This window comes from Pseudoalteromonas sp. Angola-4, from assembly GCF_028599265.1.
GTDB lineage: Bacteria > Pseudomonadota > Gammaproteobacteria > Enterobacterales > Alteromonadaceae > Pseudoalteromonas > Pseudoalteromonas atlantica.
Genome location: NZ_JAQREK010000002.1, coordinates 391,882 through 406,640, shown reverse-complemented (window position 1 = coordinate 406,640; position 14,759 = coordinate 391,882). Strand labels below are relative to the sequence as shown.

14 protein-coding genes are annotated in these 14,759 nt (G+C 41.3%); 13 read left to right on the top strand and 1 reads right to left on the bottom strand.

What is annotated here, in order from left to right; genetic code table 11:
- Nucleotides 1-126 precede the first annotated feature (126 nt).
- The 11 genes from PSH48_RS04255 to adk all read left to right on the top strand — a co-directional run bounded on the left by PSH48_RS04255 (nt 127) and on the right by adk (nt 11,759).
- Entirely contained in the window at nt 127-612 is a 486-nt protein-coding gene (locus PSH48_RS04255; protein ID WP_096739419.1) for an HvfA family oxazolone/thioamide-modified RiPP metallophore, read from the top strand.
- An 83-nt stretch (nt 613-695) separates the two neighbouring features.
- Nucleotides 696-1,553, top strand: coding sequence for an HvfB family MNIO-type RiPP peptide maturase (locus tag PSH48_RS04250; RefSeq protein WP_443197868.1), 858 nt, complete (start codon nt 696-698; stop codon nt 1,551-1,553).
- Between the two features lie 10 nt (nt 1,554-1,563).
- Nucleotides 1,564-2,316 carry an HvfC family RiPP maturation protein gene (locus tag PSH48_RS04245; protein ID WP_273610959.1) on the top strand — a complete coding sequence of 251 codons (753 nt, stop codon included), beginning with the start codon at nt 1,564-1,566 and terminating at the stop codon, nt 2,314-2,316.
- A 72-nt stretch (nt 2,317-2,388) separates the two neighbouring features.
- The gene (locus tag PSH48_RS04240; RefSeq protein WP_004588125.1) at nt 2,389-2,511 is read left to right on the top strand and encodes a hypothetical protein; all 123 of its coding nucleotides are present in this window, start codon (nt 2,389-2,391) and stop codon (nt 2,509-2,511) included.
- A 172-nt stretch (nt 2,512-2,683) separates the two neighbouring features.
- The gene (gene apt, locus PSH48_RS04235) at nt 2,684-3,229 is read left to right on the top strand and encodes an adenine phosphoribosyltransferase (protein WP_004588124.1); all 546 of its coding nucleotides are present in this window, start codon (nt 2,684-2,686) and stop codon (nt 3,227-3,229) included.
- Nucleotides 3,230-3,232: 3 nt separating this feature from the next.
- Nucleotides 3,233-5,701 carry a DNA polymerase III subunit gamma/tau gene (gene dnaX, locus PSH48_RS04230; RefSeq protein WP_273610958.1) on the top strand — a complete coding sequence of 823 codons (2,469 nt, stop codon included), beginning with the start codon at nt 3,233-3,235 and terminating at the stop codon, nt 5,699-5,701.
- Between the two features lie 59 nt (nt 5,702-5,760).
- On the top strand, nt 5,761-6,087 hold the full coding sequence (locus PSH48_RS04225) for a YbaB/EbfC family nucleoid-associated protein (protein ID WP_004588122.1): 327 nt from the start codon (nt 5,761-5,763) through the stop codon (nt 6,085-6,087).
- Between the two features lie 6 nt (nt 6,088-6,093).
- Nucleotides 6,094-6,702: a recombination mediator RecR gene (recR, locus tag PSH48_RS04220; protein WP_004588121.1), complete on the top strand. Its 609-nt coding sequence runs from the start codon at nt 6,094-6,096 to the stop codon at nt 6,700-6,702.
- Between the two features lie 266 nt (nt 6,703-6,968).
- A complete protein-coding gene (locus PSH48_RS04215) occupies nt 6,969-8,873 on the top strand; it encodes an MFS transporter (protein ID WP_273607551.1) in 1,905 nt (634 codons plus the stop codon).
- Between the two features lie 145 nt (nt 8,874-9,018).
- A complete protein-coding gene (gene htpG / locus PSH48_RS04210) occupies nt 9,019-10,932 on the top strand; it encodes a molecular chaperone HtpG (RefSeq protein WP_024033368.1) in 1,914 nt (637 codons plus the stop codon).
- 182 nt (nt 10,933-11,114) lie between these two features.
- Entirely contained in the window at nt 11,115-11,759 is a 645-nt protein-coding gene (adk, locus tag PSH48_RS04205; protein WP_004588118.1) for an adenylate kinase, read from the top strand.
- Between the two features lie 113 nt (nt 11,760-11,872).
- Here adk and tpx read toward each other — a convergent pair whose 3' ends face one another.
- A complete protein-coding gene (gene tpx / locus PSH48_RS04200; protein WP_004588117.1) occupies nt 11,873-12,460 on the bottom strand; it encodes a thiol peroxidase in 588 nt (195 codons plus the stop codon).
- A 216-nt stretch (nt 12,461-12,676) separates the two neighbouring features.
- Between tpx and PSH48_RS04195 the strand changes: the two genes are divergently transcribed.
- Together PSH48_RS04195 and PSH48_RS04190 are read left to right on the top strand one after the other, a co-directional pair.
- On the top strand, nt 12,677-13,681 hold the full coding sequence (locus PSH48_RS04195) for a response regulator (RefSeq protein ID WP_004588116.1): 1,005 nt from the start codon (nt 12,677-12,679) through the stop codon (nt 13,679-13,681).
- Between the two features lie 3 nt (nt 13,682-13,684).
- Nucleotides 13,685-14,656, top strand: a complete 972-nt coding sequence (locus PSH48_RS04190) for a sensor domain-containing diguanylate cyclase (RefSeq protein WP_004588115.1) — start codon at nt 13,685-13,687, stop codon at nt 14,654-14,656.
- The last annotated feature ends 103 nt before the right edge of the window (nt 14,657-14,759 follow it).

Genomic DNA, 14,759 nt, shown 5'->3' with positions numbered 1-14,759 from the left:
AAAAAAAATGAAAATAAATGAAAGTTTTTATTTGATAGCGGGTCTATTTAATTATACAAGCAACGCATAATTGACAATAATTAGTTTGCGTTATCTTAATACACACTTATATAAGAGAGTCATACAATGAATACAGTAAAGAAAAACTCAATCGCGTTAACCTTAGGTGCAGTAGTTGTTGGCTCTGCAAGTTTTGCCTCTGCAGATGCACAAGCAAACCCATTTGAATTTCAACAGCTAGTAACCGGATACCAGCTTGATGCGGCAGAAGGTAAGTGCGGTGAAGGCAAATGTGGCGGCGACGCAAAAGGTAAAAAAGAAGGTAAGTGCGGCGAAGGCAAATGTGGCGGTGAGGCAAAAGGTAAAAAAGAAGGTAAGTGCGGCGAAGGCAAATGTGGCGGCGACGCAAAAGGTAAAAAAGAAGGCAAGTGCGGCGAAGGCAAATGTGGCGGCGACGCAAAAGGCAAAAAAGAAGGTAAGTGCGGCGAAGGCAAATGTGGCGGCGACGCAAAAGGTAAAAAAGAAGGTAAGTGCGGCGAAGGCAAATGTGGCGGCGACGCAAAAGGTAAAAAAGAAGGTAAATGCGGCGAAGGCAAATGTGGCGGCCAATAACAGGCTGATTTAAGTACCTGATTTACTCAGATATACGTTATGCTAAAAGGGCCAAAAGGCCCTTTTTGTTTTAGGAGATAATGATGAGAGCAACACAAAACTCAGCATTTGGGATGGTGGGCTTAGGTCTTCGTCGAGAGATGCTTGATGAACTACTAGCGAATATACCAAAGCAAATTGATTTTATGGAAGTAGCGCCTGAAAACTGGCTTAAGCTGGGAGGGCGTTTTAAAAAACAATTTAAAACCTTAACTGACGCCAATAATTTTGTTTGCCATGGTTTATCGCTTTCTATCGGCTCGCCTGAACCTCTTGATATTGAATTTGTTAAATCGCTAAAAACGTTTTTTGATCAGCACAACATTAAACTATTCAGTGAGCACCTAAGTTACTGCTCTGGAAAAGGGCACATGTACGATTTAATGCCAATCCCTTTTACTGAAGATGCCATTGCACACGTTGTACCTCGCATCAAACAAGTGCAAGATATTTTAGAGCGCCAAATAGCCATCGAAAATGTCTCTTATTATGCGGCGCCTGGCCAGCAGTTATCTGAGCTTGAATTTACAAACACGATTTTAGAGCAAGCCGATTGTAAGCTACTGCTTGATGTAAATAATATTTATGTTAATTCAATTAATCATGGTTACAACGCCGAAGCGTTTTTATTAGGGTTACCTTCAAAACGCATTGCATATGGGCACGTAGCTGGGCACTACAATGAAGCCGATGATTTAATTGTTGATACCCACGGCGCGGATGTTATTGACCCCGTATGGGACTTGCTTGATAAAGCGTACCAAGCGCATGGGGTGTTTCCTACCTTATTAGAGCGTGATTTTAATATTCCAAGTATAAATACACTAACAAAAGAACTTGATATTATTCACGATTTACAAAATAAGCAGTTATGCGCATCGCCTACTCAGCAATTAGCATAAAGGAATAAATATGAGCTTTATTGACAGCCAAAATGAGTTTATGGCGCACATACGTGAGCCTGAGCATAACCCAAAGCCTAAAGATATTGAAGATAGACGCATGGCGATTTACCGCGACTTATTTTTTAATAATATTGCAGGGTTTATCTCATCTGGTTTTCCGGTGCTTAAAACTTTATATACACAGCAGCAATGGCAAAAATTAATAAGGGCATTTTTTAGTGAGCATGACTGTAAGTCGCCTTATTTTTTAGACATAGCAGGGGAATTTATTAATTACTTATCGAGCAGCTATACCCTGCAAGAGTACGATTATGCATTTATGCTGGAGCTGGCACATTATGAGTGGATAGAGCTTGATGTTTCCGTGGCTAATGAAGATACCAATGAGCAACGCTTAAAAAGCACTGAACTAACCAGTTCTACACTTTACTTATCGAGTGTAGCGCGTAATTTAAGCTACCAGTATGCGGTGCAAAATATCAGCACAGAGTATAAACCCAGCACGCCATCTGAGCTGCCTAATTACTTTGTTGTATACAGAGATGATAACGACGACGTACAGTTTTTAGCCACAAATGCAATGACCGCCTTGTTACTTTCAATAATAGAATCTAATGCGGGCATTGACTTTGAGAGTGTATGCCAGCAGGTTTTAGTCCACGCGCCCAATTTTAGTGAACAACAAATTGCGCATGGTGCGTTAAGTACGCTTAATGCAATGTGCGAGCGCGGTATTATCGTGACAAAAAATCAACATTAAGGTCTTTATAGATGTTTTTACTTCGTCTATCATGGCAGCCTTATTTGTCGTGCTTAAAAAAAGGTTATACCAATGTCAGATGATAAAGACTTTAAAGATCCGTTTAACGCTACTTACTTTATTGCTTTTTTAGCAGTTTTTGTAGGTATTGGCTGTTTAAATGCGATTTTAGGCTGGATCACAAGCCTAACTTAAAGCTCCTTGCTCTATTAAGGCTGTTGTTTATATCAGCCTTAAGCTTCTTTTCTTCCTCCACCCTTATAATTTTCAAACCACCTTGGTATTAATAACAGCAAACTCGCATTTTAACGTCAGTTAAGGTTATAATCAGCTGCTTTGAAATATAAACTATTGAGCAATTAAACTTATGACTCAAGTAACACCCGCTATTATTAAAAACAGTATCGCAACCATTGCCGACTATCCTAAACCAGGCATTATGTTTCGTGATGTAACAACACTAATGGCAAATCCAGAAGCCTTTAAAGCAACAATCGATGCTTTTATAAACGAATATAAAAACCAAGGCTTTACAAAAATTATTGGTACAGAATCTCGCGGCTTTATTTTTGGTGCACCGCTATCTTACGCGTTAGGGATCCCTTTTATTCCTGTTCGTAAGCCAGGCAAGCTACCACGCGAAGTGATTCGCCAAGATTACCTACTTGAATACGGTGAAGACACATTAGAGCTTCATGTTGATGCTATTGTCCCAGGCGATAAAGTATTATTAGTTGACGATTTATTAGCTACCGGTGGCACAATTGAAGCCACAGCAAAGCTAGTTGCAAAATTAGGCGGCACAGCCACTGATGCAGCGTTTGTTGTTTCATTACCAGAGCTTGGTGGTGAGCAGCGTATAGAAAAAATGGGTATTAAAATCTTAAAACTGGTTGAGTTTGAAGGCGAGTAATTGATGAGTTATCAGGTTCTAGCGAGAAAATGGCGTCCGCAAACCTTTCATGAATTGGTTGGCCAGTCTCATGTAAAGCAAGCGCTTGTTAATGCGCTAACGCAAAATAGACTGCATCACGCTTATTTATTCACTGGAACCCGTGGTGTGGGTAAAACGACCATTGCGCGTATTTTTGCTAAAAGCTTAAATTGTGATGAGGGTATATCGGCATCTCCTTGTGGGCAATGTAGCAGTTGTACTGACATAGAAGCAGGGCGATACATTGACTTGCTTGAAATCGATGCCGCTTCTCGCACCAAAGTAGAAGATACTCGTGAAATTCTTGATAACGTTCAATATGCACCCACGCGTGGACGTTACAAAGTATACCTAATAGATGAAGTACACATGCTCTCTAAGCATAGCTTTAACGCGTTATTAAAAACGTTGGAAGAGCCGCCAGAGCATGTGAAATTTTTACTAGCAACCACCGATCCGCAAAAGTTACCTGTTACCATTTTATCACGCTGTTTACAGTTTAACTTAAATGCACTTTCGCAAAGCGAAATTAAAACTCAGCTTGAGCATGTCCTTACTCAAGAGGAATTAAATTTTGATAAAGATGCGCTAAGTATTATTGCAAAAGCCGCCGATGGCAGTATGCGTGACGCGTTGAGCTTAACAGATCAAGCTATTGCGCAAACCAACGGCGACATAAACAATCAAGCCGTACAAGCTATGCTTGGTTTAATGGATACACATTACAGCCAGAGTTTGCTTGCTGCTTTGTTAGCACAAGATGGTGGCGCACTGATGGACGAAATAGCCCAAGTAGCGAGCCGTAATCCTAACTATATTGCACTACTTGATGATTTAATTGCATTAACTCACCTTATTCAATTAACTCAGCTTGTCCCGCAAGCAGCGCAACTTGATGATAAAAATGCCGATTATATTAGCCATGTTGCACAGCACACCCAGGCTCAACAAATGCAGGTTTATTACCAGTTACTATTAAACGGTAAAAAAGACTTACAATGGGCGCCAGAGCCTCGTTTAGGCTTTGAAATGATAATGCTGCGTTTATTAGCATTTGAATCTGCAGGTACAACGCCTGCTCAATCGCTTCCTGAGCCTAGTGACACACCAAGTGCAGCAACGCCTGCGCCTACCAGTAGTAAAGGCCGTGCCGATGCGCTGCGTGATATATTAAATAAAAATAAAACACCATCGCAAGCCGAAACCCCTGCTCCGCAAGTAATGGTTGAGAAAAGCCAAAATCAAAGCACTGCGCAAAGCCAAACAAGTGATGAACCAGTAGAGCAACCGCCCACAGAGCAGCTAACACGCTCGCCAAGTGAGCAACACAGCAACAGCGCATCAGCTGCGGCTCAAAGCCCGCAAAACGATATACCGAGCCCTGTGCAGCAAAGTGAGCACATTGCTAAGAGTGACGATGCTGCTGAGCGCCAAAGTGAAGACGATGCTTATCTGCAACACAGTAATATGGAGCAAAGCTTAGCTGCACAATTTGATGATGTTATGAGCAGTGCGGTAGATCAAGGTTATAACCCTGCACCTGTAGCGCAACACACACAACCCGTGCCTGAAAACGCCGATGCTAAAGATAGCAGTGTGCGTGAACAAGAAGCTCAAGCACAATCAGCAATTGCGCGAATTTTACGGGATAGAAATATATCTGGGGCTGGCAGGCTTTCTGGGGGGAGTGTAAATACCCCTGAGCAAGCGCAAACACCAAAAACACCTGCCCAAGCTACGCCTAACAGCGAAGCAAAGCCACACAATACAAGCCCGCAAGCGAGTGAGTCACAAAACGATTCACCGCCATGGCATGACCATGCGCAAGGCGATAGCGAAAAAAAGCCAACGCTCCCAGTAACAGGGAGCCAAACGCCAGCTGAGCCAGTAACGCAAAGCCAGCCAGCGCGTAAGGTTGATTTTAAAGAAAAGCATCAAACAATTACTGAAAACTTAGCGCCTGAGCTGCTTGAGCAAATTAACCCGCAAAAAAAGCCTGAGGTAATAGAGCAAGAGCCCGTTATACCGGTTCCTGATGATTTTCAAAGCCCAATTAGCGAGATTAAATTTGCGCATCAGCAAGATGAGTGGGCTTATTTAATTAAGCGTATGGGGCTTGGTGGGCGAATGCGCCAATTTGCATTACACTCGATTTTTACTAAGCAAGGCGACAGTTTACATATTGACGTGGATGAATCGCAAAAACACTTAGATACGCCCATGCTTAGGCAAAAGCTCGATGCGGCGTTATCAAGCATATACGGGCATAACGTATCGCTGAGTATTAACTTTGCAAAAGGGGTGATTGACTCGCCTTATTTAATTCAGCAAAAAATAGATGCAGGGCGTCATCAGCAAGCAATTGATGTGATCACATCTGATGAAAACATAGTACAATTTCAGCAGCTATTTAGCGCCGAAATTGACGAAAACAGTATTCAGGCATTGTAATTAAATACAATCGCCCTTATCTTCATGACAACTAGAGTTTAAAAGAAAGAGAGAAAATTATGTTTAAAGGTGGAATGGGTAACATGATGAAGCAAGCGCAGCAAATGCAAGAGCGCATGCAAAAAGCCCAAGACGAAATCGCGACAATGGAAGTTGTTGGCGAAGCCGGCGCAGGCCTTGTAAAAGTAACCATGCTTGGTAATCATAATGTGCGTCGTGTTGAGCTTGATGAAAGCCTTATGGAAGACGACAAAGACATGATTGAAGATTTACTTGCTGCAGCATGTAACGATGCTGTTCGCCGCGTTGCTGACGAAACGCAAGAGCGTATGGGCAAAGTAACTGGCGGTATGCAATTACCACCAGGTATGAAAATGCCGTTTTAAGCAAATATGCAACTTTCAGATAGTTTAACGCAGCTTATAGAAGCGCTACGTTGCCAACCGGGTATTGGTCCTAAGTCGGCTCAGCGCATTGCGTTTCATTTGTTAGAGCGCGATCGTAAAGGCGGTACTCAACTTGGTAACGCATTGACCAAAGCCATGGGCGCGGTTGGGCATTGTCAGTCGTGCCGCACTTTTACTGAGCAAGCGCAGTGTGATATATGCTTAAGTACAAAACGCCAAGACAGTGGTGTGCTGTGTGTTGTTGAGTCGCCTACCGATGTGTTGGCAATAGAGCAAACAGGCCAATACCTTGGTTTATATTTTGTACTTATGGGGCATTTATCGCCAATTGACGGTATTGGCCCTAAAGAAATAGGCCTTGATATACTTGAACAAAAGCTCTCGCACGGCGGTATTAACGAAGTGATTTTAGCTACCAACCCCACGGTTGAGGGCGAAACCACTGCACATTATATTGCCCAGCTTTGCCATAAATATAAAGTAGGGGCCTCGCGTATAGCGCATGGTATACCTGTTGGTGGCGAGCTTGATTTAGTAGATGGCACAACGTTAATGCATGCATTTAGTGGCCGCCGAGCGGTTATGCAGGACTAACACAACTATCTGAAATCGTTTTAAAAGCCTACATAGTAAAATATGTGGGCTTTTTTGTGTTTGCTATTTAATTACCGTATAACGAGTGTGAGTTTGTTGGTAATCATATTAAATTAATAAATGAGTTAAACTTGGCGACGTTGTGTTATAAATTATTGACTAACAACAACTAGATAACGTGATAGTTGCACGGCTTACGCGCCTTAAAAATATCGCTCAAGTTGGTATAAAAACATCAGTAATTTATCTGATTAGTAAGGAGTACTATGCAAAATAATAAACACGACAATAAAGGCGGCTTACTCAGCAGTAAGCGCTTTTTACCGCTATTTGTAACGCAGTTTTTGTCGGCTATGAATGATAATGTGTATAAGCAATCCGTGCTTATATTGTTAGTGTTTCAAGCTGCAACCCTTGGCGATGGTGCGCTGTATTCAAACCTTGCAGCGGGCTTATTTATATTACCGTTTTTTTTATTTTCAGGAATGGCGGGGCAATTAGCCGAAAAAACAGAAAAATCAAAGCTGATCCGGCTTGTTAAATTTTGCGAAATACCGATTATGGTTATTGGCGCAGCCTCTATTTTTACGCAATATGTGTGGCTAATGCTGACCACCGTTTTTTTTATGGGCTTGCAGAGTACTTTTTTTGGCCCGCTTAAGTATTCAATATTACCGCAGCATGTGGCACCTAACGAATTAACAAAAGCCAATGGCTTGGTTGAGTCTGCCACTTTTGTAGCTATTTTAATTGGTACTATTTTTGGCACCTATTACATTACTCAAACAACAGGTCCAACAATTATTAGTATTGCCGTGCTGGCACTTGCGGTACTTGGCTTTTTCAGCAGCCGCTTTATTCCTATAAGCCAAGCCAATAATCCTAATTTGCACTTTACCTATAATATTTTTTCATCCACTAAAAATGTATTTAAAGCGCTTAATGCTCAAACAGAATCGGTTGGTAAATCGGTGTTGGGTATAAGCTGGTTTTGGCTAATAGGCGCGGTTATTTTAACGGCATTACCTAATTACGTTAAGCATGTAATGGGTGGCGATGAACTCGTTGTAACCAGTGCGCTGGTGGTGTTTTCGCTAAGCATTGCCGTGGGGTCTTTGTTGTGCGAAAAGCTCTCGCGCTCACGTATTGAGCTGGGCATTGTACCTTTTGGCGCTATTTTAATTACGCTATTTTTGTATTTATTAAGCCAAGAGCCGGCTATTAGTCAATATATCGCGCCCTCTGAAAATTTATTAACGCTTAAACAAGTGCTTAATACAGGCGACATGGTATGGCATTTTGTTTGGATGGCAGGTATTGGTATTGCATCCGGCTTTTATACTGTGCCGCTGTATGCGCTTATTCAACAGCGTACCGAGGAGGCAAGTCGTTCACGGGTGATAGCTGCTAATAATGTGCTTAATGCGCTCTTTATGGTTGGCAGTGCCATATTAAGTATTGTAACGCTCTCTGTTTTAGAGTGGCATATCTCGTCGTTACTATTGCTTTTGGCGGCGCTTAATTTGCTTATCTCTATTTATATTTACACTAAGGTGCCGGAATTTTTCTTGCGCTTTGTTATCTATATTTTAGCCATATGCATGTATCGCGTGCGCACAAAAGGGCATGAAAATATTCCAAGTGAAGGCGCAGCCGTTATTGTAGCTAACCATGTAAGCTTTGTAGATTGGATGTTTATTTTAGCCACTTCGCCTAGGCCTATACGCTTTATGGTGTTTGCCCCCATTTATTACTCAAAAGCCCTGCATTGGCTATTTAAAATGGCAAAAGCTATTCCAATTGATAGCGAAAAAGCCAACCCAAAGGCGTTTGCAAAAGCATTTGATGAGGTTGCCGCAGCGCTTGAACGCGGTGAGTTAGTTGGTATTTTTCCTGAAGGAAAACTAACAAGTAATGGTGAAATGGACATGTTTAGGCGGGGCATTGAGCGCATTATAGCGCGCACACCTGTGCCTGTTGTGCCCGTTCACTTAGGTGGCTTGTGGGGCAGTATGTTTAGCCGTAAAGCCAAGTGGCAACTACCACGCCTTAAATGGTCGTTAGTATCGGTGAGTGTGGGAGAGCCGATTGGCGCTGAGCAGGTAAATGCTAATTATTTACACGAACAAGTCAGTGCTTTAAAAGCCCAGCACGCTAAAAATACACCGTAATTTAACTCTAAAAGCCACATTTTTATGTGGCTTTTTATTTATGTCAGCGCAAAAGCTGCTTTTTTAAATTTTTCCCTTGAAGTTACTCCACCTCACCCCATATTAAGTGCATAACGCAGACACTTTGCTAATTGGAGATACATAAATGACTGCAGCACAAAAAGAAACATTAGGCTTTCAAACAGAAGTAAAACAACTATTAAACTTAATGATTCATTCGTTATATTCGAATAAAGAAATATTTTTACGTGAGCTTGTATCAAATGCATCAGATGCCGCCGATAAGCTACGCTTTTTAGCGCTTTCAAATGGCGACCTTTACCAAGGTGATGCCGATTTACGTGTACGTATTAGCGCAGATAAAGAAGCGAACACAATTACCATATCTGACAATGGTATTGGTATGACGCGTGAAGAAGTGATTAGCTCTTTAGGAACTATTGCTAAGTCGGGTACTGCTGAGTTTTTCAAAAACCTAACCGGTGACCAAAGTAAAGACTCGCAATTAATTGGTCAATTTGGTGTTGGTTTTTACTCGGCATTTATTGTGGCTGATGAAGTGACAGTGCGCACGCGTAAAGCGGGTGAAACACAAGCGTACGAGTGGCAATCACAAGGTGAAGGTGAGTACACGTTACAAGAAATTGAAAAAGAAGGCCGTGGTACGGATATCATTTTACACCTGCGTGAAGAAGAAAAAGAATACGCGGATGAATACCGTTTACGTAGCATCGTTACTAAATACTCAGATCATATTTCTACGCCTGTACAAATGTATAAAGCAGAAGTGCCTGAGTCTGAAGGCGAAGACGGCGAAAAAATCCCAGCAGTTCCAGGTGAGTGGGAAAGCATTAACCGTGCAACCGCTTTATGGACACGTGATAAGTCAGAGGTTTCTGATGAAGAATACAAAGAGTTTTACAAGCATGTAAGCCATGATTGGGAAGAGCCGCTAAACTGGGCGCACAATAAAGTAGAAGGTAAAACTGAGTACACAAGCTTATTGTATATCCCTAAAAAAGCGCCGTTCGATTTATGGAACCGTGAGCGCCAAAGTGGCTTAAAACTGTATGTTCAACGTGTCTTTATTATGGATGACGCTGAGCAGTTTATGCCAAGCTACCTGCGCTTTGTAAAAGGCTTGCTTGATTCAAACGATTTACCACTAAATGTATCGCGTGAAATTTTACAAGATAACAAAGTAACGCAAGCGATTCGTAAAGGGTGTACGTCTCGTATCTTAAAAATGCTAGAGCGTATGGCTAAAAACAAAGCCGAAGACTATCAAACATTTTGGAACGAGTTTGGCCAAGTAATCAAAGAAGGCCCAGCAGAAGATACAGCGAATAAAGAAGCCATTGCTAAATTGTTACGCTTCTCATCTACGCATACTGACTCAGAAACACAAGATGTATCGCTGGAGCAATACATTGAGCGTATGAACGATGAGCAAGATAAAATTTACTACGTGGTTGCTGATTCGTTTACAGCGGCTAAAAACTCGCCGCACTTAGAAATCTTCCGCAAAAAAGGCATCGAAGTATTATTACTAAGTGACCGTGTTGATGAGTGGATGATGAGCCATTTAACTGAGTTTAACGAAAAATCATTCCAGTCAATTACCCGTGGCGACCTTGATTTAGGTAAGCTTGACGACGAAGAAACAAAAAAAGCGCAAGAAGAGTCTGAAAAAGAAGTAGAAGGCTTAATTGAGCGCATTAAAACAGCGCTAGGCGAAGAAGTTAAAGAAGTACGCTTTACGCATCGCTTAACAGACTCTCCTGCCTGTGTGGTTAGCGATGAGAACGACATGAGCTCGCAAATGCAAAAGCTTATGGAGTCAGTAGGGCAACCTGTACCAGAGGCTAAGCCAGTGTTTGAGCTTAACCCTGAGCATCAGTTAGTTAAGCACTTAAACGATGAGCAAGACGAAGATAAGTTTGCACAGTGGTCTCATGTATTACTAGACCAAGCTTTACTTGCTGAACGCGGTACATTAAAAGATCCTACCGGGTTCGTAACACGTTTAAACAAGTTAATGCTTGATTTAAATAAGTAAGGCTAACAGGCTATTTTAATTGCTAAAAGAGCCTAAAATATAACCACAATTATAAAGGAAGCGTATGCTTCCTTTTTTTATGTGCTCTAAAGTAGGCAATTAGTATAAGTTGCTTGAGTATCTGCAGCGCTTGTGGAAGAATTCAGGCTTTAAAATAAATATCCATACTAGGGGACAATGATATGCGCATTATTCTTTTGGGCGCGCCAGGTGCTGGTAAAGGTACTCAAGCTCAGTTTTTAATGGACAAATACGGTATTCCACAAATTTCTACCGGTGATATGCTTCGTGCAGCCATTAAAGAAGGTACACCACTTGGCTTAGAAGCGAAAAAAGTAATGGATGCAGGTCAGTTAATTTCTGACGATATCATCATTGGTTTAGTGAAAGAGCGTATTGCTAAACCAGACTGCGAACAAGGCTTTTTACTTGATGGCTTCCCACGTACCATTCCACAAGCAGATGCAATGAAAGAAAATGGCGTTGTGGTTGATCACGTTATTGAGTTTGACGTTGCTGATGAAGTAATTGTTGAGCGTATGGGTGGACGTCGCGTACATCCTGGCTCTGGCCGTGTTTATCACGTTGTTTATAACCCACCAAAAGTGGAAGGTAAAGACGATGAAACAGGCGAAGAGCTTATTATTCGTGCAGATGACACGGAAGAAACAGTTCGTAAACGTTTAGCTATTTACCATGAGCAAACTATGCCATTGGTTGATTACTACCAAGCTGAAGCGCAAGCAGGTAACACGCAGTACCATAAAATTGATGGTACGCAAGCTGTTGAAACAGTAAGCCAGCAACTAGCAGAGCTTTTAGGTTAATATAATCTAAACACAGCTTAGGTATTAAAAAACCGCTCTTGGGCGGTTTTTTTGTATTTAGTAGCTTTTAACAATTTAAAATTAAACCACCAAAGGTCAACACGCCCTGTTACCTATAACGTTTTTAGCTTTTCTATTACTGGGTCGTAGTTTGGCTCGGTAGATAAATTAGACACGAGCTGTTTGTATATCACTGTATGGCTTTTATCTAAAATAAGCACAGCGCGAGTTAGTAGCCCCATATCTTTTATAATTAAGCCATATTTTTGGCCAAAGTCTCGCCATACAGAGTCAGAAAGAGCTGTTACTTTGTCGATGTTTTCAGCATTACAAAAGCGTTTTTGAGCAAAAGGTAAATCGGCACTGATGGTCAGTATTGCGATAGCAGGAAATTGCGTCGCTACTTTTTCATTAAAATGTTTGGTTTGTAAGCTACAAATGCCAGTATCTAAACTTGGCACTACACTGATTAATACAGCTTGCCCTTTATAATCATTAAGATTTACAGGGGCAAAACCACCATCAACCACTTTAAAATTTGGCGCATTATCACCTACACTTACACCTTTACCTAACAAAGTGACAGGCTTACCCTGAGCAGAGACCTTACCTGCATCAAGCGTGTTTTCTGGGTACTGTGATGCGTGCCCAACTGAGCTTAAAGCCAGTGTGCTTAGTGCAAAAATAAGAGAGCGTACCATAGGTTATTTCCTTTTAAATTAACGCAATAGGTTTGAGTGTATTATACTCAATATCACTGACCAAGCGATTAAATATCACTGTAAAAGTAATAATAAGTTCTGTGATATATAAATTGTAAACTGCAAGAACTTTTATTAACATGTAGTTACAAAATGTATCTTTAATAAAGTCGTAAGGCCTATTGACAACATTGGGTTAAATAATAGAGAGATAGTATGTCAACATCCGTATTAATATGTGACGACTCAAAATTAGCGAGGCGCCAGCTAGCCCGCTCTTTACCAGATGACTGGGATATTAAAGTAGAGTTTGCTCAAGATGGTGTTGATTGCATCAAAAAACTAAAAATAATCGAGCCCGAAATCCTTTTTCTTGATTTAAACATGCCTGAAATGGACGGTTACGAAGTCCTTATGGCCATGAAAGAGCAAGGCCTTAATATTCTAACCGTGGTTGTATCTGGCGATATTCAGCCAAATGCGCACCAACGCGTACTTGAATTAGGCGCCATTGATTTTATCCAAAAACCTTGCTCACCTGAAAAACTTGCCGATATTATCGAGCATCATGGCATTAAAGATAAAGCCATGCGCGAGCGTCTTGCTCATTCTTTAGGTGAACAAGTAGACCCAGATGTGCGCGATATATACCAAGAGCTTACAAATGTTGCTATGGGCCAAGCAGGTGATTTGCTTGCACGGCTTTTGAATGTGTTTGTAGAGCTGCCAATTCCGAATGTGAATGTGCTTGAAGTTAATGAACTTGATATGGCGCTGCAGTCAATTGACAATAATGCTGCCACATCAGGGGTGTGCCAAGGCTTTATTGGTGGTGGCGTATCGGGCGAGGCATTACTTTTATTAAATGATTCAAGCTTTAAAGAAATTGCGTCACTGATGAATTACGACGGTGAGCTGAACGACAAAGTTGAGCTTGAGCTACTTATGGATATTAGTAATATTTTAATAGGCTCAATTTTAACGGGGCTTTCTAAACAGCTAGATATGTCTTTTAGCCAAGGTCATCCCATTGTACTTGGCCAACATCGCGATGTATCTGAATTGGTTAAATCAAATAAATCTCGTTGGCAAAGAACCTTAGCGATAGAAATAAGCTACGGCATCGAAAACCACGATATTAACTGCGATCTTATGCTGTTATTTACCGAAGATTCACTTAAAACTTTGAAATACAAAGTTGCTTACCTATTAGAAGACTAAGTTATGGCCGCTGATTTAGAAATGAATGAGATCCATTGGTTAATGGATATGTTTAACACGGTTGATGTGGGCCTGGTTGTACTGGATAGAAATTATAAAGTGTGTGTGTGGAATGGCTTTATGGAAAACCATTCTGGGCTATTACCAAGTGCTGTAAAAGACAAAGACCTATTTGATTTATTTCCTTCGATTGATGAGAAATGGTTTAGAAGCAAGTCAGAGTCTGTATTTGTACTTAAAAACCGCTCTTTTACTATCTGGGAGCAACAACCATACATCTTTCGTTTTAAAAACTACCGTCCCATTACCGGTAAAGCGGATTACATGTACCAAAATGCGACCTTTATTCCACTTACCAATACACTGGGTGAGGTAAGTCATATTTGTATCATTATTTATGATGTTACCGATGTGGCGGTCAATAAAAAAGAATTAGAAGATTTAAATAAGCGTTTGGAGCAAGTAAGCCAAACCGACAGCTTAACGCAATTGTTTAACCGTGGGCATTGGGAAAGCACACTGCACCAAGAGTTTTTGCGTGTTAAGCGCAGCGGTGGCAGCAGCACATTATTGATGTTTGATATCGATCACTTTAAAAAAATTAATGATGAGCATGGCCATAGCTGTGGCGATGAAGCGCTACGCCACCTTTCAGAACTGCTACGAACGACGCTTCGCGAAACCGATATAGCAGGGCGTTATGGTGGGGAGGAGTTTGTTGTTACTTTACTCGATACCGACAAGCAAGGCGCAGCAACTTTTGCCGAGCGCATAAGAGCGTTAATAGAAGCCAACCCTTTTGTCTATAAAAACACAAAAATAGAGATGACTGTGAGTGTTGGTTTTGCAGGAAATAGCCCTGACTTTGCAAAACATGAGCGGTGGATTGAAGCCGCTGACAAAGCCCTGTATCACTCAAAAGAGCATGGCCGTAACAGAGTAACCGATTTTGAGGATATAAAAAATGACGCATAAGCGTCATTTTTTATGCGCTGCTAAAATTAAGGCAGCGGTAATATTACTGCTAAATTAAAGTAACCAAGGATGCACCTAATTGTGCTGCAAGCTTTGGCAGTCA

What these genes read in the sequence shown, in the direction of transcription:
- PSH48_RS04190 (WP_004588115.1), top strand. Translation starts at nt 13,685, where the DNA reads ATGGCCGCTGATTTAGAAATGAATGAGATCCATTGGTTAATGGATATG.
- dnaX (WP_273610958.1), top strand. Translation starts at nt 3,233, where the DNA reads ATGAGTTATCAGGTTCTAGCGAGAAAATGGCGTCCGCAAACCTTTCAT.
- apt (WP_004588124.1), top strand. Translation starts at nt 2,684, where the DNA reads ATGACTCAAGTAACACCCGCTATTATTAAAAACAGTATCGCAACCATT.
- PSH48_RS04255 (WP_096739419.1), top strand. Translation starts at nt 127, where the DNA reads ATGAATACAGTAAAGAAAAACTCAATCGCGTTAACCTTAGGTGCAGTA.
- adk (WP_004588118.1), top strand. Translation starts at nt 11,115, where the DNA reads ATGCGCATTATTCTTTTGGGCGCGCCAGGTGCTGGTAAAGGTACTCAA.
- PSH48_RS04225 (WP_004588122.1), top strand. Translation starts at nt 5,761, where the DNA reads ATGTTTAAAGGTGGAATGGGTAACATGATGAAGCAAGCGCAGCAAATG.
- PSH48_RS04215 (WP_273607551.1), top strand. Translation starts at nt 6,969, where the DNA reads ATGCAAAATAATAAACACGACAATAAAGGCGGCTTACTCAGCAGTAAG.
- tpx (WP_004588117.1), bottom strand. Translation starts at nt 12,460, where the DNA reads ATGGTACGCTCTCTTATTTTTGCACTAAGCACACTGGCTTTAAGCTCA.
- PSH48_RS04245 (WP_273610959.1), top strand. Translation starts at nt 1,564, where the DNA reads ATGAGCTTTATTGACAGCCAAAATGAGTTTATGGCGCACATACGTGAG.
- PSH48_RS04240 (WP_004588125.1), top strand. Translation starts at nt 2,389, where the DNA reads ATGTCAGATGATAAAGACTTTAAAGATCCGTTTAACGCTACTTACTTT.
- PSH48_RS04250 (WP_443197868.1), top strand. Translation starts at nt 696, where the DNA reads ATGAGAGCAACACAAAACTCAGCATTTGGGATGGTGGGCTTAGGTCTT.
- htpG (WP_024033368.1), top strand. Translation starts at nt 9,019, where the DNA reads ATGACTGCAGCACAAAAAGAAACATTAGGCTTTCAAACAGAAGTAAAA.
- PSH48_RS04195 (WP_004588116.1), top strand. Translation starts at nt 12,677, where the DNA reads ATGTCAACATCCGTATTAATATGTGACGACTCAAAATTAGCGAGGCGC.
- recR (WP_004588121.1), top strand. Translation starts at nt 6,094, where the DNA reads ATGCAACTTTCAGATAGTTTAACGCAGCTTATAGAAGCGCTACGTTGC.